Origin of the sequence: Klebsiella sp. C360, from assembly GCF_048822415.1 — a bacterium.
GTDB classification, from domain to species: domain Bacteria; phylum Pseudomonadota; class Gammaproteobacteria; order Enterobacterales; family Enterobacteriaceae; genus Klebsiella; species Klebsiella quasipneumoniae.
Window position 1 is genome coordinate 544918 of the sequence record NZ_JBMEZZ010000002.1, and the last position, 18157, is coordinate 563074.

The following is an 18157-nucleotide window of genomic DNA, read 5'->3' on the forward strand; positions in this document are numbered from 1 at the left end:
GGCCAGCTACCCCCGCCGTTGCGGCGGGGGTCAACGCGTTAGTGCCGACTTTTCAGATTATCAATCACTTCCCCGAGATCCAGCCCCTGGTCCTGCAGCAGCACCAGCAGGTGATACATCAGGTCCGACGCCTCATTCTTCAGCTCGAAGCGGTCGTTCACCGTGGCGGCCAGCGCGGTCTCCACGCCTTCTTCCCCCACTTTCTGCGCAATGCGCTTGGTGCCGCTGGCATACAGCTTCGCCGTGTAGGAGCTCTCCGGGTCGGCGTGCTTACGCTCGGCCAGCAGCTGCTCCAGCTGATAGAGGAACAGCCACTGGTGGCCGGCGTCGCCGAAGCAGCTGGTGGTGCCTTTGTGGCAGGTCGGCCCGATCGGGTTCACCAGCACCAGCAGCGTATCGTTGTCGCAGTCCGGCGTGATGCTCACTACGTTGAGGACATGGCCCGAGGTTTCACCCTTGGTCCACAGCCGCTGTTTGGTGCGTGAGTAAAAGGTGACCTTGCCGGTGGCTTCGGTTTTCTCCAGCGCCTCCTTGTTCATGTAGCCCAGCATCAGCACTTCGCCGGATACGGCGTGCTGCACGATGGCCGGCATCATGCCGTCCGTTTTTTCCCAGTCCAGCTGTTCAGTCAACATACCCTTATCTCCGCGCCCTGTGCCGCCAGGTACGCTTTCAGTTCGCCAATATTAATAATCTGTTTGTGGAATACCGAGGCCGCCAGCGCGCCGTCAACGTTGGCGTCGCGGAAGGCTTCAAGGAAGTGTTCCATGGTGCCCGCGCCGCCGGAGGCGATCAGCGGCACATGGCACACTGCGCGAACCTTCGCCAGCTGCTGCAGATCGTAGCCGTTGCGCACCCCGTCCTGGTTCATCATATTGAGGACGATCTCGCCCGCGCCGCGCTTCTGCACTTCCTCCACCCAGTCGAGGGTTTCCCACTGCGTCACCCGGGTGCGGCTCTCGTCGCCGGTGTACTGATTGACGTGATATTTGCCGGTCTCTGCATCAAACCAGGTATCAATCCCCACCACAATGCACTGCACGCCAAAGCGGTCGGCAAGGCGGGTGATCAGCGTCGGGTCGGCGAGGGCAGGGGAGTTAATCGAGATCTTATCGGCGCCAAAGGAGAGGATCTGCGCCGCGTCTTCCAGCGACTTGATCCCGCCCGCCACGCAGAAAGGAATATCGATCACTTCCGCCACCCGCGACACCCAGCTCTTGTCGACCACCCGGCCGTCGCTGGAGGCGGTGATATCATAGAACACCAGCTCGTCGGCGCCTTCGTCGGCATAGCGCTTGGCCAGCGGGACGATATCACCGATGATCTCGTGATTACGGAACTGCACGCCTTTCACTACCTGGCCGTCGCGGACGTCGAGGCAGGGGATTATCCGTTTTGCCAGCATTGAATGGCCTCCGTTACGTTGAATTTACCTTCCAGCAGCGCGCGACCGACAATCACGCCGCGCACCCCGGTGCCGCGCAGGGCGGCAATATCATTGAGATCGCCGATGCCGCCGGATGACTGAAACGCCACCTGCGGGTAGCGGGCGCAGACTTCCTCATACAGCGAGACGTTGGAGCCCGCCAGCGTGCCGTCACGGGAGATATCGGTGCACAGCACATGCTGCAGGCCGACCGGCAGATAGCTCTCCACCAGCTCCTCCAGGGTCACGCCGGAGTTCTCCTGCCAGCCGCTGACCGCCACCTGCTTATTGCCGTCGGCGTCGATACGCACGTCGAGCGCCAGCACCAGCCGTTCAGGGCCAAAGCGTTTAAACCAGCCTTTCACTTCCTCCGGGGATTTCACCGCGGTGGAGCCGACCACCACGCGGGCGACGCCGGCTTCAAGCAGGGCCGCGACATCCGCCTCGGTCCGCACGCCGCCGCCGACCTGCACCGGGACGTCAACGCCGGCGACCAGCGATTTCAGCAGCGGGATCTGGCGCTTCGCCGGATCCTTCGCCCCGGTCAGGTCGACCAGGTGCAGGACTTCCGCCCCCTGAGCGGCATAGGACTGCAGGCGCGGCAGCGGATCGCTGCCGTAGTCGCGCTGCTGGCCGTAATCGCCCTGGTGGAGACGAACGACGGTGCCGTCGATTAAATCTAACGCAGGAATAATCATCACATCTCCAGGAAGTTTTTCAGCAGCTGCGCCCCGGCGCTCCCGGAGCGCTCCGGGTGGAACTGCACGCCAAAGAAGTTATCTTTCTGCACCGCGGCGGTAAACGCCTCGCCGTAATTGCACTGGGCGATGGTGTACGGGTTGACCGGCATGGCGTAGCTGTGGACGAAGTAGAAATACGCGCCTTCTTCAATGCCGCGGAACAGACGATCGCCCGCTTTGGCATACACCCGGTTCCAGCCCATGTGCGGCAGCGGCAGGCCGTGGTCGGTCATCTTCGGCACCTCTTCCTCGATAATGCCCAGCAGATCGACGCCGTTGTTCTCTTCGCTGCGCTTGCCGAGCAGCTGCATGCCCAGGCAAATCCCCAGCACCGGCTGGGTACAGGCTTTGATCAGGTCGATCAGATCGCGGTCGCGCAGCTGGTCCATCGCCGCCTGGGCGGTGCCGACGCCGGGAAGAAACAGTTTATCGGCACGCAATACCACCTCCGGATCGCGGCTGACCACTGGCTCATAGCCGTGGCGGCCAATCGCCGATTTCACCGAATTGAGGTTGGCGCACCCGGTATCAAGGATCACCACATTCATCACAGCACCCCTTTGGAAGACGGCAGGGCATCGCCCTGGACGCGGATCGCCTGGCGCAGCGTACGGCCAAAGGCTTTGAACAGGCTCTCCACGCGGTGGTGATCGTTCTTGCCCTTGGTTTTCAGGTGCAGGGTCACCGCCATGGTGTAAGAGAGCGAGCGGAAGAAGTGTTCCACCATCTCGGTGCTCAGATCGCCGACGCGCTGATAGGTGAAGTCCGCCTTATACTCCAGGTGCGGACGGCCGGAGATATCCAGCGCGCAGCGGGCGAGACACTCGTCCATCGGCAGCACGAAGCCGAAGCGGTTGATGCCGCGTTTGTCGCCAAGCGCCAGCTTCAGGGCTTCGCCAAGGGCCAGGCCGGTATCTTCCACCGTGTGGTGATCGTCGATGTACAGATCGCCGCCGACGTTGACCTCCATGCGGAAGCCGCCGTGGGTGGCGATTTGGTCGAGCATATGGTCAAAAAAGCCGACGCCGGTGTGGATCTTGCTGCCGCCTTCGCGGTCCAGCCACACTTTCACATCCACCTGGGTCTCTTTGGTGATGCGCTCGACGTGGGCATAGCGGTCGCGGCGGGTCAGTTGCTCGCAGATGGTCGGCCAGTTCAGGGTCTCGCGGTCATAGCGCAGACCGATAATCCCCATGTTATCCGCCAGCTCAAGGTCGGTGGCCCGGTCGCCAATCACGTAGCTGTGGGCTTTATCCAGCACGCCTTCTTCCAGCCACGGCAGTACCAGCTGGGTTTTCGGCTTGCGGCAGGCGCAGTTGTCGCCCGGGAAGTGCGGACAAATCAGCACTTCCTCAAAGTTAACGCCCTGCGAGGCGAAGATCTGCATCATCAGGTTGTGTGGGCCATCAAACGCCTCCTGCGGCAGGCTGTCGGTACCCAGACCGTCCTGGTTGGTGATCATCACCAGCTTATAGCCTTCCTGCTGCAGCTTCAGCAGCGCCGGGATCACCTGCGGCTCGAACGCCAGCTTGTCGAAACGGTCCACCTGGAAATCTACCGGCGGTTCGGAAATCAGGGTGCCGTCACGGTCAATAAAGAGATACTTCTGGGTCATACATTCTCCGCAGTCAAGGCGTCAATCACGCGCTGGCTCTCGGCACGGGTACCGATAGTGATACGCAAACAGCCGCTCAATGAAGGTTGTTTATTCTGGTCACGTAAGATAATGCCCTGATCCCACAAAGATTTAAACACTGCGCTGGAGGCGGTTATCCGCGCCAGGACGTAGTTGGTCTCGGAATCGAAGACCTGCTCCACGCAGGCGATGCCGCGCAGCTGTTCCACCAGGTAGCGGCGCTCGTCGAGGATCTGCGCCACGCGCTGACGCATCGCGGCGATCCCTTCCGCGCTCAGCGCCTGGGCGGCGATATCGGCCACCGGCGTGGAGAGCGGGTACGGCGCGATCACTTTCAGCAGCACGTTAATCACCTCGGCGTTGGCGAGGGTGAAGCCGCAGCGCAGGCCGGCGAGGGCAAAGGCTTTGGACAGCGTGCGCAGCACCACCAGGTGCGGGTAGTCGCTGAGCCAGCCGGCGAGGGTCGCCTGCGGGCAGAATTCAATATAGGCTTCGTCGGCCACCACGATGGCTTTGCCGCGGGTCATCTCCAGCAGGTCGCGCATCGACTGCGGGTCGATAATCTGCCCGGTCGGGTTGTTCGGGCTGCAGACGAAGACCACTTTCACCCCGTCCAGCTTTGCCTCAATCCCCGGCAGGTCGAGCTGCCAGTCGGCCAGCGTCGGCACGGTGCGGCATTCGACGCCGATGGTCTCGGCGCTGACGCTGTACATGCCGTAGGTGGGCGGGCAGTAGAGCACCGCGTCTTCGCCTGGCTCGCAGAAGGCGCGGATCAGCAGCTCAATGCCTTCGTCGGCGCCGCGGCTGACCAGCACCTGCTCCGGTTTAACCCCGGCGTAGCGGGCGTAGTTCTCAATCACCGCCTTCGGCTGCGGCTCCGGGTAGCGGTTCAGCGTCTGCTCGGTCAGCTGGAAAGCCACGGCGGTGGGGAATTCGTTAGCGTTCAGCCAGACGTCGCCTTTCCCGCCCAGGCGGCGAGCGGATTGATACGGGGTCAGCGCGCGGACGTTGGCGCGGGCTAAATCTTCAATGCTCATGCTTGCTCCTTCAGGGCGGCAACGCGCAGCGTTACGGCGTTTTTGTGGGCGTCAAGGCGCTCGGCGGCGGCCAGAATCTCAATCGTCGAAGCGAGGGCGGCAAAGCCGTCGCGCGACAGCTCCTGCACGGTCATCCGCTTCTGGAAGTCGGCCAGGCCGAGGCTCGAACAGGTGGCGGTATAGCCATAGGTCGGCAGGACGTGGTTGGTGCCCGAGGCGTAGTCGCCCGCGGATTCCGGCGACCAGTCGCCAAGGAAAACCGAACCGGCGCTGGTGATGCTCTCCACCAGCTCTCGGGCCTGACGGGTCTGAATGATCAGGTGTTCCGGGCCATACTGGTTGGAGATAGCCACGCACTGCGCCAGGTCGCGGGCCACGATGATGCGGCTGGCGGAGAGCGCCACGCGGGCGGTTTCGGCGCGCGGCAGGGCGGCCAGCTGGCGCTCCACGGCCTCGGCGACGCGGCTGCCCATCCCGGCGTCCGGGGTCAGGAGGATCACCTGCGAGTCCGGGCCGTGTTCCGCCTGGGACAGCAGGTCAGAGGCGACAAAGTCCGGGTTGGCGCCGCTGTCGGCGATCACCAGCACTTCCGACGGGCCGGCCGGCATATCGATGGCCGCGCCGTCCAGACGCTGGCTGACCTGGCGTTTGGCTTCCGTGACGTAAGCGTTACCCGGGCCAAAGATTTTATCCACCTTCGGCACCGACTCGGTACCGAGGGCGAGGGCGGCGATGGCCTGCGCGCCGCCGACGTTAAAGATGGTTTTCACGCCGCACAGCTGTGCGGCGTAGAGGATCTCATCGGCGATCGGCGGCGGCGAGCAGAGCACCACCTGCTGACAGCCGGCGATGCGCGCCGGCGTCGCCAGCATCAGCACCGTGGAGAACAGCGGCGCCGAGCCGCCCGGAATATACAGCCCGACGGAGGCGATAGGGCGGGTCACCTGCTGGCAGCGCACCCCCGGCAGCGTTTCGACATCCACCGCCTGCAGCTGTTGCGCGTTGTGGAAGGACTCGATGTTTTGCACCGCCACCGCCATCGCCTGCTTCAGCTCGTCGCTGAGGCGCTCGCCGGCGGCGGCGATCTCCGCCTCGCTCACCTGCAGCGCGGCGACGGTGGTTTTATCAAACTTCGCGCTGTATTCGCGCAGCGCCGCGTCGCCGTTGGCTTTGACGTTATCGAGGATCGCCGCCACCGTTTTACTGATGCTGTCGGAGGCGGAAATCGCCGGGCGCGTTAAGAGTTGTTGCTGTTGGTCTGCGCTACAGCCGTTCCAGTCGATGATTGTGTTGAAGCTCATGATTGTTTTCCCCTGTGTGTCCCGTGACCGGCTGGCCGATTACTCCATCATCTTCTCAATCGGCAGCACCAGAATGGAGCTGGCGCCCAGCGCCTTCAGTTTTTCCATGGTCTCCCAGAACAGGGTTTCGCTGCTGACCATGTGCATCGCCACGCGCTGCTTGTCGCCCGCCAGCGGCAGAATGGTTGGCCGTTCGGCGCCCGGCAGCAGGGCAACCACTTCTTCCAGACGTTCGGTCGGGGCGTGCATCATGATGTATTTCGACTCGCGGGCCTGGATCACGCCCTGAATACGGGTCAGCAGGCGGTCAATCAGCTGCTGTTTGGCGTCGTCCATTTCGCCGTCGCGCTGGATCAGGCAGGCTTTGGAGCGGTAGATCACTTCCACTTCGCGCAGGCCGTTGGCTTCCAGGGTGGCGCCGGTGGAGACGAGGTCGCAGATGGCGTCGGCGAGGCCGGCGCGCGGCGCCACTTCCACGGAGCCGTTCAGCAGACAGGATTTAAAGGAGATACCTTTTTGATCGAGGTAACGCTTCAGCAGGTGCGGGTAAGAGGTGGCGATACGTTTGCCGTCCAGCGCCGCCGGGCCGTTCCAGGCTTCATCCACCGGGGTCGCCAGCGACAGGCGGCAGCCGCCGAAGTCCAGGCGACGCAGGGTGAAATAGCGCGGGTCTTCGCCCTGGGCGCGGCGGCTGAGCAGCTCTTCTTCCAGCACGTTTTCGCCGATAATGCCGAGGTCGACAACACCGTCCATCACCAGGCCCGGGATATCGTCATCACGCACGCGCAGAATGTCGATTGGCATATTTTCCGCCAGCGCAATCAGACGCTGGGTGTGCAAATTGACTTTAATGCCGCAGCGGCTGAGTAATTCGCGTGAATCTTCGCTTAAACGGCCTGATTTCTGAATAGCTATGCGTAAACGGGTGTTGTCTAACATTGTTCTTTTCCTCTGAATACCTGTCTGAATCTGTCCGAATTTGGTCCAAAAAAAAGCCCCCGGAAGTGAATCTTCCGGGGGCTCTCTGCGCGTTCATGCACCACTGGAAGATCCAAATGTCTTCCAGCACACATCGCCTGAAAGACTAGTCAGGATGATGGTGATGATGGTGGTGTTTAAATTGAACGCGGTTCATAAAAATTCTCTGTGAATGACTATGCATTTGATGTCCTTTAACCTAAACCACTTTCGCCGCAGAAAGCAAGGGCTTTTTTCTATCATTAATTCATTTCACATTGAGCGAAGAAATTGTCAGTTGCCGCTGGCTGGCGTAGCCTGTAATCAGCACAGCGAAAGAGTCAGGAGCCTGGGATGAAAAAGGTCGCGATAGTCGGTTTGGGATGGCTGGGGATGCCGCTGGCGCTGTCGTTGACGGCGCGAGGCTGGCAGGTCACCGGCAGTAAAACCACGCAGGATGGAGTGGAGGCGGCGCGGATGTGCGGGATCGACAGCTATCCGCTGCGCCTGGAGCCGCAGCTGGTCTGTGATACCGAGGACCTCGACGCGCTGATGAACGTCGATGCGCTGGTGATCACGCTGCCGGCCCGGCGGACCGGGGCGGGGGAAGGGTTTTATCTGCAGGCGGTGCAGGAGATCGTCGATACCGCGCTGGCGTACCATATTCCGCGGATCGTCTTCACCAGCTCCACCTCGGTGTATGGCAACGCCAACGGTACGGTGAAAGAGAACTCCCCGCGCCTGCCGCAAACCGCCAGCGGGCAGGTGCTCAAGGAGCTGGAGGACTGGCTGCACAATCTGCCGGGGACCTCGGTGGATATTCTGCGCCTGGCCGGGCTGGTGGGGCCGTCCCGCCATCCGGGGCGTTTTTTCGCCGGCAAGTCGGCGCCGGATGGCCAGCACGTGGTCAACCTGGTGCATTTGCAGGATGTGGTGGCCGCCATCGAACTGCTGCTGCAGGCTCCGAAGGGCGGGCACATCTATAATCTATGTGCGCCCCGCCATCCGGCGCGCGGCCTCTTTTATCCGCAGATGGCCCGCGAGCTGGGGCTGCCGCCGCCGGTCTTCAGCGACAGCCCGGACGGCGGCCAGGGCAAGATTGTGGATGGCAATCGTATCTGCAATGAGCTGGGGTTTGAGTACCAGTACCCCGATCCGCTGGTGATGCCGATGGAGTGATCCGCCAGCGGTGATTCGCATACCGTAAGGGGGTAGCGATGAAACCACTGCTGGATGTCCTCGTGATCCTCGACGCGCTGGAAAAAGAGGGGAGCTTTGCCGCGGCGTCGGCAAAGCTCTTTAAAACGCCCTCGGCGCTGAGCTACACCATTCACCGGCTGGAAAGCGATCTCAATATTCAGCTGCTCGACCGCAGCGGCCACCGCGCGCGCTTTACCCCTACCGGACAGATGCTGCTGGAGAAAGGGCGGGAAGTGTTGCACATCGCCCGCGAACTGGAGATCCGGGCGGTTAAGCTGCAGCAGGGGTGGGAACATACCCTCCGCCTGGCGGTGGACAGCACCTTTCCCGTGGCGCAACTCTCGCCGCTAATCGCCGCCTTTTATCAACAGCAGCCGCTGACCCGGCTGCGCTTCACGCTGACCCCCTCGCTGCTGGACTGGCGGCCCTTGACGGAAGGGCAGGCCGATCTCCTGCTGGGGGCGCTCGGCGAGCCGCCGCCGCTGAGCGGCTATGATTATCTTCCCCTTGGCGAGCTGGAGCTGCTGCTGGTGGTCTCCCCGCAGCATCCTCTGGCGGCGCGGAGCGCCCCGTTGAGCTGGCGAACCCTGCGGCGTTACCGCGCGGTGGCCACCGGCGAGGGCGGGGCGCTGCTCGCCGATCAGGAGACCCTGACGGTGTGTGACGCCGCGCAGCAGCTGGCGCTGCTGCGCATGGGGCTGGGGTGGGGCTGCCTGCCGCGTTATCAGGTGCAGTGGCTGCTGGAGAGCGGCGAGCTGGTCAGCCTGGTCGTGCGCGGGCTGTCGCCTCGTCAGCGCGCGTGGATCGCCTGGAATGACGCCGCCTGCGGTTTGGCCGGGAAATGGTGGCGCGAATCGCTATTAGCAAATAGTGCTATTTTTACAATTTATCATACGGAAATCGTATAGATATTAGCATGTTAAAAATTATGCTCACGCAATGAACTTCATAACATCTTGTCAACGCCGTTGATATTGTTGCAAAATATGCGGCCTGAAAACCAGAGACTAGCCGACGCTTTTTTTAAAGTGTCGGTTATTTTTTTGGTCGAAAGACACATCATTCAATACCAAGAGGCCGGGCTTCGTACCGGATAGATATTTACTAAAAACCGACAGTCGTTGTCGCTGAGGAATAGAAAGAAATGGGGCAATTTTTTGCTTACGCGCTGGCGTTCACCGTAAAAGGGGATAACTATGTCGCATAACGCTACTCCAAATACCTCTCGCGTGGAATTACGTAAAACACTTACGCTAGTTCCGGTTGTAATGATGGGCCTGGCCTATATGCAGCCGATGACGCTGTTCGATACGTTTGGTATCGTCTCTGGTATGACCGACGGTCACGTGCCGACGGCCTACGCCTTTGCGTTAATCGCTATCCTGTTTACTGCCCTGAGCTATGGCAAGCTGGTACGTCGTTACCCGTCCGCCGGCTCGGCGTATACCTATGCGCAGAAATCCATCAGCCCGACCGTTGGCTTTATGGTGGGTTGGTCCTCGCTGCTCGACTACCTGTTCGCGCCGATGATCAACATTCTGCTGGCGAAAATCTATTTTGAAGCGCTGGTGCCTTCGATTCCGTCGTGGGTGTTTGTTATCGCGCTGGTCGCCTTTATGACCGCCTTTAACCTGCGCAGCATTAAATCCGTGGCCAACTTCAACACCGTGATCGTGGTGCTGCAGGTGGTGCTGATTGCCGTTATCCTCGGCATGGTGATTTATGGCGTGTTTGGCGGCGAAGGCGCCGGTACGCTGGCCAGCAGCCGTCCGTTCTGGTCCGGTGATGCGCACGTGATCCCGATGATTACCGGGGCGACGATCCTGTGCTTCTCGTTTACCGGCTTCGACGGCATCAGCAACCTGTCTGAAGAGACTAAAGATGCAGAGCGCGTCATTCCGCGCGCGATCTTCCTGACCGCGCTGATCGGCGGCCTGATCTTCATCTTTGCCACCTACTTCCTGCAGCTGTACTTCCCGGATATCTCGCGCTTTAAAGATCCGGATGCGTCACAGCCGGAAATTATGCTCTACGTGGCAGGTAAAGCCTTCCAGGTTGGCGCGCTGATCTTCTCCACCATTACCGTACTGGCGTCCGGTATGGCGGCGCACGCTGGCGTGGCGCGTCTGATGTACGTGATGGGCCGTGACGGCGTGTTCCCGAAAAGCTTCTTCGGCTATGTGCACCCGACCTGGCGCACCCCGGCGATGAACATCATCCTGGTCGGCGCTATCGCCCTGCTGGCGATTAACTTCGACCTGGTGATGGCGACGGCGCTGATTAACTTTGGTGCGCTGGTGGCGTTTACCTTCGTTAACCTGTCGGTGATTTCGCAGTTCTGGATCCGTGAGAAACGCAACAAGACGCTGAAAGACCACTTCCAGTATCTGTTCCTGCCGATGTGCGGCGCCCTGACCGTCGGCGCACTGTGGGTCAACCTGGAAGAGAGCTCGATGATTCTGGGCCTTATCTGGGCCGGTATCGGTCTGGTCTATCTGGCCTGCGTGACCAAAAGCTTCCGCAACCCGGTGCCGCAGTACGAAGACGTGGCGTAAGGCGTAGCGTGATGTGAATGAGAAAAGCCGGAGGGAAACCTCCGGTTTTTTTTTCGTTTGGCCCGGTGCGATACCTTTTGCCCGGCGGCGCTGCGCTTGCGCGGGCCTACGGTGATGGTTAACCTTCTGAAATTTAATGGTTATGTAGGCCGGGTAAGCAAAGCGCCACCCGGCAACATATTGGGCACGGAGCCTGATTTATTGCCCGGCGGCGGTGGAGACTGTTATCGGTTTACCACGTTCTCAGACTCCGTAGGCCGGGTCAGGCGCAGCCGCCACCCGGCAATATGTTGGCCACGGAAACGATGGCCGGACAGTTCCGTCTCCCTTGGGGAGAGGGCCAGGGTGAGGGGAAGCAACGCCGTGTGGTCATTTATGTTATCTGTGGCTTCAGCGCACATTGCGCTCCCGGTTAGCTTTCTGCGTTATGTCTCACACCGCACAGGGAGCGCACAGGGAGCGCACAGGGGGCGGCCAGTCGCCGCCGCCCCCTGTACCCCCGGGCTCCGGCCAGCAAAATCGCCGCTACGCGGTCCCTTCGACTTATCCCTGCAGGCTTCGGGTCGGGCCGAGGCAGCGTCCGTGCAAAACACGGCCCTCAGCCCGCATCCATGCGGGCTGCCCCGGCCTTCCGGGAACGTCTCAGCGATTTTGAGGCCGCCAGCACCGGCAGTTTCAGCAAGGCTGGTGAATAAATTAACGACAGGTCGCACGAACTCCAGGCCGGGTAAGCGAAGCGCCACCCGGCACAGAAGCGGCTCCGCGCCCGCTGTCCTTGCCCGGCGGCGCGGCGCTTGCCGGGTCTGGGGTGTTGAGTAGCCTTCTGATAGGTAAATGACTTTGTAGGCCGGGTAAGCGAAGCGCCACCCGGCACACAAGCGGCTCCGCGCCCGCTGTCCTTGCCCGGCGGCGCGGCGCTTGCCGGGCCTGGGGTGTTGAGTAGCCTTCTGATAGGTAAATGACTTTGTAGGCCGGGTAAGCGAAGCGCCACCCGGTACACAAGCGGCTCCGCGCCCGCTGTCCTTGCCCGGCGGCGCGGCGCTTGCCGGACCTGGGGTGTTGAGTAACCTTCTGATAGGTAAATGGCGTTGTAGGCCGGGTAAGCGAAGCGCCACCCGGCACAGAAGCGGCTCCGCGCCCGCTGTCCTTGCCCGGCGGCGCGGCGCTTGCCGGACCTGGGATGTTGAGTAACCTTCTGATAGGTAGATGACTTTGTAGGCCGGGTAAGCGAAGCGCCACCCGGCAGAAATCCGCGTAAAGCGGTTAAACAGGGGCATTTTTGGGGCAGCCGCAGGGGCACCTGCGGGGTGTTTATTGCGGCGGCGGTTCGAAGCAGAGGCTACGCTCCAGGCATTCGTCGCAGCTCGGCGAGCGGCAGACGATCTCCCCCTGCGACTGCAGGCAGCGCTGGCGATAAAAGAACTTCTTCCAGCGCATATGGTGGACGTTCTGCGCCACCAGTTGCGGAAAGCAGTCGCTCATTAGCCGGCCCAGTTCCGCCCGCGAATCCAGACCCAGATCCTCCCATAGATGATTAAACGCCAGCGCCGCCCCGGCGACGATCGGCGCCATCGGTTCGGCTCCCGGCGCGATCCACTCCGCCAGCCATCGCGCCAGCTGGCGGCGCTCTTCGTCGCGGGTGGCATTCAGCTCCGTCATCAGCCGGCGGCGGCTCAGCGCCTCGCTGTCCAGCGGCGTCGCCACCTCGCCCAGCCGCTGCTGCAGGGCCAGCCACGCCTCGACGCTGAGCCCCATGCGCAGCGGAAAGCAGCCTTTTCCGGCGTGATACCGTCGCCACAGGCGGGTCAACCAGTCGACCGGCGCCATCAGGCGACCCCCTGACGCAGGCGCGATGCCGCCAGGCTCTGTCGCCGCCGCTGCCACCAGGCGGGCAGCACCTCGGCGACCGACCGCCACGCGCCGTCCACCTGCGGCTCAATGCCCTGTCGCTCGAGCTGTTGCCATGGCGTATGGCCGATACGCACGCAGAACACCGCTTTCACGTCGGCGAGCAGCGCGAGAAGCGCCGCCAGTCTGGCTTCGTTCTCCTGCTGCTCGCACTCCTCCGCGCCGCCGCAATATTTCGGCGTAAAGCGCTCGCCCACCAGCACCATGCCGGCGGCAGACAGGCTGTAGATCGAGAAGCGGTCGGCATGGCCAAAATGACAATCAATTACCTCGCCGCGGCTGGAGGCCACGGCCACCAGACAGGCATCATCGGCCTCCGACTCTCCCCGGGTGGCGAGGCTGGCATGAAGTTCGGCGCGCTGATGGAGGATGGGCAGCCAGTCGGGGAGGCTGTCCGGGTCCGGCAGCTGGGTAAACTGCTGGCTGCGGTCTTCGCCCAGCATGCCGATGGCGTCGGCGCGGCACTGGTGGCAATGCGTCATCTGCGGCATCGCGGCCCCGCACTGGCTGCGGATCGCGGCGAGCATCCCGGCGTCCGGCTCTGGCTGGCCGTTGAGGCCAAAGACCGTGCCGTGCTCCGGTCTGGCAATCAGCGGCATAATATTGTGAATAAACGCGCCGCTTTCCCGCAAACAACGGCTGACCTCGGCCATGCCGCTGTCGTTGATCCCCGGGATCAGCACCGAGTTTATCTTGACCAGCACCCCGGCGTTGGTCAGCCTGCGGACCCCCTCCAGCTGGCGGGCTATCAGGATCTCCCCGGCTTCCCGCCCGCGGTAGCGTTCGCCGTCGAGCCACAGCCAGGCATAGATTTGTCCGGCGATGCCGGCATCCAGCGTATTGATGGTCACCGTAACGTGATCCACACCGACCTCCAGCAGGCGATCCACCGCGTCGGGCAGCATCAGCCCGTTGGTCGACAGGCATAATTTCAGGTCCGGAAGCTGATCGCGGACCAGCTCCAGGGTGCGGAAGGTGCGGGTCATATTGGCCAGCGGATCGCCGGGCCCGGCAATGCCGACCACCGACAGCTGCGGGATGGCCTGGGCCACCTGGCGCACTTTCAGCACCGCCTGCTCGGGGGTCAGCAGCGTCGAAGACACCCCGGGGCGGGATTCATTGCTGCAGTCGAATTTACGATTGCAGTAGTTGCACTGCAGATTGCAGGCCGGAGCGACCGGGAGATGCATCCGGGCGAAACGGTGGTGCCCGCTGCGGGAGTAGCAGGGGTGTGCGGCGACCTTATCGGCCACCCGCGGCGCTAACGCGCTGGCGTCCGCCGACTGACAGGCGTTGCCGCCGGAAAAAGAAGAGCAGGAAGTCATGGTCGTACCTTCTTGGTTGGGCGATACCTTCCTGCTGCAAAGGGCATACCAGAGAGGGATTTTTTATCATGCTGAAAAGAAAGGTGTTATTCCGCATCCCTGCGGCAAAATATTGTCGTGTTCCCGCCGCGCAGGCGACAATGTCCTGAACCTGACACCGTGGCTTACAGACGCGGCAGGGTGATATCCATGATCTGGATCCGGTAGGCGACCTGGCGCGGCGTCATCCCCAGCAGCCGCGCCGCCTTGGCCTGCACCCAGCCGGCTTTTTCCAGCGCGGCGATCAGCCGCTGGCGTTCGTCCAGGCTGTTGTCCAGCCAGCTGTCTTCCGCCGGCCCGCTGGCGGGCAGGGCTTTGGCCGGACGTTCCTGGTGGGTGAAGAGGATCACGTCGCGATCGATCAGGCCGCTCTCGGACATCACCGCCGATCGTTCGAGGCAGTTCTCCAGTTCGCGAACATTGCCCGGCCAGCTGTACTCCATCAGCAGACGGATCGCCCCCTCGCTGATCCGCAGCGTGCGCCCCTGATGCTGGCCAATTTTGCGCACCAGAAAGTGCGCCAGCTCGGCGATGTCCTCCTGACGCTCGCGCAGCGGGGGCAGGGCGATGGGCATCACGTTCAGGCGATAGTAAAGATCCTCGCGGAAGTGGCCCAACCGGACCTCCTCCTCCAGGTGGCGGTTGGTGGCGGCGATGATGCGGACATTCACCCGCAGGGTCTCATCGCCGCCGACCCGCTCCATCTCTCCCTCCTGCAGGATGCGCAGCAGCTTAGCCTGGAACGAGGCGCTGCTTTCGCCAATCTCGTCGAGGAACAGGGTGCCGCCATCCGCCAGCTCAAAACGCCCCTTACGCTGGCGCACCGCGCCGGTAAAGGCGCCTTTTTCATGGCCGAACAGTTCGCTTTCCAGCAGGTTGTCCGGCAGCGCCGCGCAGTTAAATTTGACGAAGGCGGCGCCAGCCCGCGGGGAATGGTGGTGGATGGCATTGGCGATCAGCTCTTTCCCGGTGCCGCTTTCGCCGCGTACCAGCACAGTGGTGTCCCAGCGCGAAACCTGGCGGATCACCTCCACGATCTGGCGCATCGCCGGGCTCTTGCCGACCATATTGTCAAGGCCCACCCCGCGCGACGACGAGCAGGCAGGCGGCCGTTCCACCTTCGGCGGCTGGCGGCCCGGCAGGGTGGCGGAGGCCGGGAGGATCATCAGCCGGATGGTCTGGGCGATGAGGTTGGCGACGGTTTCGAGAAAGCGGGTGCAGGCCGGCAGCCGCTCTTCCTGGCGCGCCATCGGCTGGGCCGCCAGCACGCCCATGGGCCGGGCGTTGGGCCCCATTAGCGGCACGGCGATAAACGGCAGATCGTAATCGTAGAGGCTCAGGCGGTCGAGAAAACGCTGATCGTCGGCGACCCGGGGCAGCACCAGCGATTGCCCCTGGGCCAGCACCGTCCCCACCAGCCCCTCGCCGGGACGATAGCGGATCTGCGCGCTGCCGGGGAGAGTCTGCTGCTCGGTTTGCTGCAGCGCTTCGATACTGAGGATCTCCTGCTCGCTGTCGTACAGACAGATCATCCCGTGCTGCATAAAGGCATCGTTGTGCAATACGCTGAGCACCTCCTGCAGCGTTTTGCTGGCCTCGGTGGCGCGGCTCAGCACCACGCTTATCCGCTGCATGGCGGTGAACTGCTGAGAGAGGTCGAAGCGTCTGACGGTGGTGTCCGGGTCGGATTCGGGGATCATGCTTCACCTCCGGTCAGGGTGTTAAACAGCGGGAAACGCAGGGTCAGGCAGGTGCCGCCCTGCGGCCGGGAAGTCAGCTCGATGGCCCCGCGATGGTGCGCCACCAGGGTCTGGATCAGCCGCAGCTCCATGCCTTTGCCCGGCGAATTCAGCGCGTCGGGGGAGTGGGCGTAGCGCACCTGCAGCAGCGGCACGTTGTCGGTCAGATACAGCGCCAGCCAGCCGTCGTTTTCCTCGGCATAGAGCTGCATCGCCAGCGGGACGGAAGGCAGCTCGGCGGCGAGGGCCAGGGTGCGGTCGAACCACAGGCTTAAGCACGCCAGCAGCTGAGTGCGCTGGCCAAAGCCGATCAGATGCGGCGAGGCCATGTCCAGCTGCAGCCCCTCGGCATCGAAGCGGGTGCGGTAGAGGGCGCACAGGTCGTCGAAAAAGGGCTGCAGCGGCCAGACGGCGGGGTTTTCGAGATCCAGCGACGGACGACAGCGCTGGAGCCGGGCCATCGCCTCTTCCCCTTCGCGCCAGGCGGCCTCCAGCGCCACGTTGCCGCTGCTCTCGCCGTTCAGCCGACGGGCCGCCGCCAGCATGTTAATCGGGCAGTTCAGCTGGATCAGCGCGGCGTCCAGCGACTCGCGGATCGCCGCCAGCAGCTTGCCGGCGGTCATTTGCTGCTTCAGCCGGTCGAGGCGGCCCTGCTCCTGCTGCTGGCGCTGCTGGGTACAGTCGGCGATCACCACCAGGGTTCGCGCCAGGGCGCTGTCGATAAAGTAGCGGCTGGCCTCTTCGCTGACGCCGGGCAGCGGCCAGCAGGTCACCGACAGCCAGCGCGCGGCCCCGCGGATCGCCACCGGCAGGATCTGCTCCACGCCGGGCGTCATCCGGCCTGGGGAGACCTGCAGCTCGGTGAGCAGCTCCCGGCCGCCGCAGTCGGCGCAGAAGGTTTTATAGGCAAGGTTGTCCATCACCACCCGATCCTGCTCGTCCACTACCACCACGGCGGCGGGAATATTATTCAGCACCGCCTCCATCAGAGTCATATGGTTGCGCAGCCGCTGCTCCAGGGTATAGCTGACGCTGATATCCCGCTGCATCGCCAGATAATGCTCCAGTTCCCCTTGCGGACTGAGCACCGGAGTGATGTCAATCTCCACCAGGTACAGGCCGCCGTCCCGCCGCTGGTTAATCAGCTGGCCGCGCCACGGCTGACGCTGGAGCAGGGTATGCCACATCTCCTGATAGATCTCGCGCGGCGTCTGGCTGCTGGCCAGCAGGCGCGGGTTCTGATTTAACAATTGCGCCAGCGAATAGCCGGTCTGGCGGCAAAACGCCGGGTTGGCGTAGATGATCCTGGCGCTGGCGTCGGTGAGGGAAATCGCCACTGAGGCCTGTTCCACCATGGTAAAAAACAGCCCCGGATGTTGTTGAGTCAGCGCGCCGGCGATGGCTTCCGGCGCGGCGTTATCGAGCATCATATTCAGGGTCATCGCAAACTCCTGTGTCGCAGTTATGACAAATTGTCCGACACCCTGCGCGGATCGCGGCGGGCTGAGCCGAACCCGGATAACCATGCAAACGGTGCGCCCTTATCGAAACGACCGCACGAAACATTGATCCGACAGGGGGAAAATCCGCTGATTTTTACCTTTCGGTCCGGCGGGGGCGCCTTGCGCGGGCGCTGCGGCGGCGGGAAGCGATCCTGATGGGGCAGGGATGGGCCGTCACGGTGCAGGGCAACCTGGCACAGCCTTCGCAATACCCCTGCGGTAATCCCTATTTCCGACACCATTCCGACAGGAGCGTACTATGGCGAACATTGGCATTTTCTTTGGCACCGATACCGGTAAAACCCGCAAGATCGCGAAACTGATCCACAAGCAGCTGGGGGAGGCCGCCGCTGCCCCGGTCAATATTAACCGCGCCACGCTGGCGGACCTGCTGGCCTACCCGGCCCTGCTGCTGGGCACGCCGACGCTGGGCGACGGCCAGCTGCCGGGCCTTGAGGCCGGGGGCGAGAGCGAGTCGTGGGCCGAGTTTATCCGCAACCTCGGCGACGTCAGCCTGCAGGGAAAAACGGTGGCGCTGTTTGGCCTCGGCGATCAGCGCGGCTATCCCGATAACTTCGCCAGCGGGCTGCGGCCGCTGTACGACGCCCTGCGCGCCCGCGGGGCGACGATGATTGGCAGCTGGCCGAACGAGGGGTATGAGTTCAGCGCCTCATCGGCGCTGGAGGGGGAGCGGTTTGTCGGGCTGGTGCTGGACCAGGATAACCAGTTCGACGAGACCGAAACGCGTCTGGCGACCTGGCTTGAGGAGATCAAACCGCACCTGCTGTAGAC

General features: G+C 62.8%; 18 protein-coding genes and 1 other annotated feature. Of the genes, 5 read left to right on the forward strand and 13 right to left on the reverse strand.

The features are described from left to right. Positions 1-38: 38 nt before the first annotated feature. The 9 genes from hisIE to hisL form a co-directional block, all read right to left on the reverse strand. Positions 39-635: a bifunctional phosphoribosyl-AMP cyclohydrolase/phosphoribosyl-ATP diphosphatase HisIE gene (hisIE, locus tag ACOI7D_RS08535; RefSeq protein ID WP_023290360.1), complete on the reverse strand. Its 597-nt coding sequence runs from the start codon at positions 633-635 to the stop codon at positions 39-41. After that, positions 629-1405: an imidazole glycerol phosphate synthase subunit HisF gene (gene hisF / locus ACOI7D_RS08540; RefSeq protein ID WP_109547127.1), complete on the reverse strand. Its 777-nt coding sequence runs from the start codon at positions 1403-1405 to the stop codon at positions 629-631. Before hisF ends, hisIE begins: the two co-directional genes overlap by 7 nt. Next, entirely contained in the window at positions 1387-2124 is a 738-nt protein-coding gene (gene hisA, locus ACOI7D_RS08545) for a 1-(5-phosphoribosyl)-5-[(5-phosphoribosylamino)methylideneamino]imidazole-4-carboxamide isomerase (RefSeq protein WP_004200373.1), read from the reverse strand. Before hisA ends, hisF begins: the two co-directional genes overlap by 19 nt. Continuing rightward, entirely contained in the window at positions 2124-2714 is a 591-nt protein-coding gene (gene hisH, locus ACOI7D_RS08550; protein ID WP_008804113.1) for an imidazole glycerol phosphate synthase subunit HisH, read from the reverse strand. The genes hisA and hisH overlap by 1 nt, the downstream gene beginning before the upstream one ends. Beyond that, on the reverse strand, positions 2714-3781 hold the full coding sequence (hisB, locus tag ACOI7D_RS08555; RefSeq protein WP_017899706.1) for a bifunctional histidinol-phosphatase/imidazoleglycerol-phosphate dehydratase HisB: 1068 nt from the start codon (positions 3779-3781) through the stop codon (positions 2714-2716). Before hisB ends, hisH begins: the two co-directional genes overlap by 1 nt. Beyond that, positions 3778-4839 (reverse strand): histidinol-phosphate transaminase, encoded by a 1062-nt coding sequence (gene hisC, locus ACOI7D_RS08560; RefSeq protein WP_032453441.1) that lies wholly within the window; start codon positions 4837-4839, stop codon positions 3778-3780. The genes hisB and hisC overlap by 4 nt, the downstream gene beginning before the upstream one ends. Beyond that, positions 4836-6140, reverse strand: coding sequence for a histidinol dehydrogenase (gene hisD, locus ACOI7D_RS08565; RefSeq protein ID WP_109547128.1), 1305 nt, complete (start codon positions 6138-6140; stop codon positions 4836-4838). Before hisD ends, hisC begins: the two co-directional genes overlap by 4 nt. 39 nt (positions 6141-6179) lie before the next feature. Further along, positions 6180-7079: an ATP phosphoribosyltransferase gene (gene hisG / locus ACOI7D_RS08570; protein ID WP_023290356.1), complete on the reverse strand. Its 900-nt coding sequence runs from the start codon at positions 7077-7079 to the stop codon at positions 6180-6182. 47 nt (positions 7080-7126) lie between these two features. Then, positions 7127-7249: a sequence feature (His leader region), on the reverse strand. After that, a complete protein-coding gene (gene hisL / locus ACOI7D_RS08575) occupies positions 7225-7275 on the reverse strand; it encodes a his operon leader peptide (RefSeq protein WP_004899375.1) in 51 nt (16 codons plus the stop codon). (Overlaps the previous feature by 25 nt.) Before the next feature lie 176 nt (positions 7276-7451). On the opposite strand from hisL, the gene ACOI7D_RS08580 reads away from it, so the two are divergent. From ACOI7D_RS08580 to plaP, 4 genes are all read left to right on the forward strand, one after another. Then, on the forward strand, positions 7452-8276 hold the full coding sequence (locus ACOI7D_RS08580; protein WP_023290355.1) for an SDR family oxidoreductase: 825 nt from the start codon (positions 7452-7454) through the stop codon (positions 8274-8276). A gap of 38 nt (positions 8277-8314) precedes the next feature. Continuing rightward, positions 8315-9205, forward strand: a complete 891-nt coding sequence (locus ACOI7D_RS08585; RefSeq protein WP_109547129.1) for a LysR family transcriptional regulator — start codon at positions 8315-8317, stop codon at positions 9203-9205. Positions 9206-9441: 236 nt separating this feature from the next. After that, a complete protein-coding gene (gene yoeI, locus ACOI7D_RS08590) occupies positions 9442-9504 on the forward strand; it encodes a membrane protein YoeI (RefSeq protein ID WP_096335043.1) in 63 nt (20 codons plus the stop codon). Beyond that, entirely contained in the window at positions 9494-10852 is a 1359-nt protein-coding gene (gene plaP / locus ACOI7D_RS08595; protein ID WP_004203583.1) for a putrescine/proton symporter PlaP, read from the forward strand. The genes yoeI and plaP overlap by 11 nt, the downstream gene beginning before the upstream one ends. 1311 nt (positions 10853-12163) lie before the next feature. Here the strand turns inward: plaP and ACOI7D_RS08600 are convergent. The 4 genes from ACOI7D_RS08600 to nifL all read right to left on the reverse strand — a co-directional run bounded on the left by ACOI7D_RS08600 (position 12164) and on the right by nifL (position 17305). Next, positions 12164-12679 carry a nitrogen fixation protein NifQ gene (locus ACOI7D_RS08600; RefSeq protein ID WP_023290352.1) on the reverse strand — a complete coding sequence of 172 codons (516 nt, stop codon included), beginning with the start codon at positions 12677-12679 and terminating at the stop codon, positions 12164-12166. Further along, on the reverse strand, positions 12679-14085 hold the full coding sequence (nifB, locus tag ACOI7D_RS08605) for a nitrogenase cofactor biosynthesis protein NifB (RefSeq protein WP_109547130.1): 1407 nt from the start codon (positions 14083-14085) through the stop codon (positions 12679-12681). The genes ACOI7D_RS08600 and nifB overlap by 1 nt, the downstream gene beginning before the upstream one ends. A 164-nt stretch (positions 14086-14249) precedes the next feature. Continuing rightward, positions 14250-15824, reverse strand: coding sequence for a nif-specific transcriptional activator NifA (gene nifA / locus ACOI7D_RS08610; protein ID WP_004203574.1), 1575 nt, complete (start codon positions 15822-15824; stop codon positions 14250-14252). Beyond that, positions 15821-17305 carry a nitrogen fixation negative regulator NifL gene (gene nifL / locus ACOI7D_RS08615; protein ID WP_023290350.1) on the reverse strand — a complete coding sequence of 495 codons (1485 nt, stop codon included), beginning with the start codon at positions 17303-17305 and terminating at the stop codon, positions 15821-15823. Before nifL ends, nifA begins: the two co-directional genes overlap by 4 nt. 319 nt (positions 17306-17624) lie before the next feature. Here nifL and ACOI7D_RS08620 point away from each other — a divergent pair, with 319 nt between their 5' ends. Continuing rightward, entirely contained in the window at positions 17625-18155 is a 531-nt protein-coding gene (locus ACOI7D_RS08620; protein WP_023290349.1) for a flavodoxin, read from the forward strand. Positions 18156-18157 lie beyond the last annotated feature (2 nt).

Coding starts and splice junctions, on each gene's coding strand:
- nifL (WP_023290350.1), bottom strand. CDS start 17,305: ATGACCCTGAATATGATGCTCGATAACGCCGCGCCGGAAGCCATCGCC.
- hisB (WP_017899706.1), bottom strand. CDS start 3,781: ATGACCCAGAAGTATCTCTTTATTGACCGTGACGGCACCCTGATTTCC.
- hisH (WP_008804113.1), bottom strand. CDS start 2,714: ATGAATGTGGTGATCCTTGATACCGGGTGCGCCAACCTCAATTCGGTG.
- hisIE (WP_023290360.1), bottom strand. CDS start 635: ATGTTGACTGAACAGCTGGACTGGGAAAAAACGGACGGCATGATGCCG.
- ACOI7D_RS08585 (WP_109547129.1), top strand. CDS start 8,315: ATGAAACCACTGCTGGATGTCCTCGTGATCCTCGACGCGCTGGAAAAA.
- hisD (WP_109547128.1), bottom strand. CDS start 6,140: ATGAGCTTCAACACAATCATCGACTGGAACGGCTGTAGCGCAGACCAA.
- hisA (WP_004200373.1), bottom strand. CDS start 2,124: ATGATTATTCCTGCGTTAGATTTAATCGACGGCACCGTCGTTCGTCTC.
- plaP (WP_004203583.1), top strand. CDS start 9,494: ATGTCGCATAACGCTACTCCAAATACCTCTCGCGTGGAATTACGTAAA.
- ACOI7D_RS08600 (WP_023290352.1), bottom strand. CDS start 12,679: ATGGCGCCGGTCGACTGGTTGACCCGCCTGTGGCGACGGTATCACGCC.
- hisF (WP_109547127.1), bottom strand. CDS start 1,405: ATGCTGGCAAAACGGATAATCCCCTGCCTCGACGTCCGCGACGGCCAG.
- ACOI7D_RS08580 (WP_023290355.1), top strand. CDS start 7,452: ATGAAAAAGGTCGCGATAGTCGGTTTGGGATGGCTGGGGATGCCGCTG.
- hisG (WP_023290356.1), bottom strand. CDS start 7,079: ATGTTAGACAACACCCGTTTACGCATAGCTATTCAGAAATCAGGCCGT.
- nifA (WP_004203574.1), bottom strand. CDS start 15,824: ATGATCCCCGAATCCGACCCGGACACCACCGTCAGACGCTTCGACCTC.
- nifB (WP_109547130.1), bottom strand. CDS start 14,085: ATGACTTCCTGCTCTTCTTTTTCCGGCGGCAACGCCTGTCAGTCGGCG.
- ACOI7D_RS08620 (WP_023290349.1), top strand. CDS start 17,625: ATGGCGAACATTGGCATTTTCTTTGGCACCGATACCGGTAAAACCCGC.
- hisC (WP_032453441.1), bottom strand. CDS start 4,839: ATGAGCATTGAAGATTTAGCCCGCGCCAACGTCCGCGCGCTGACCCCG.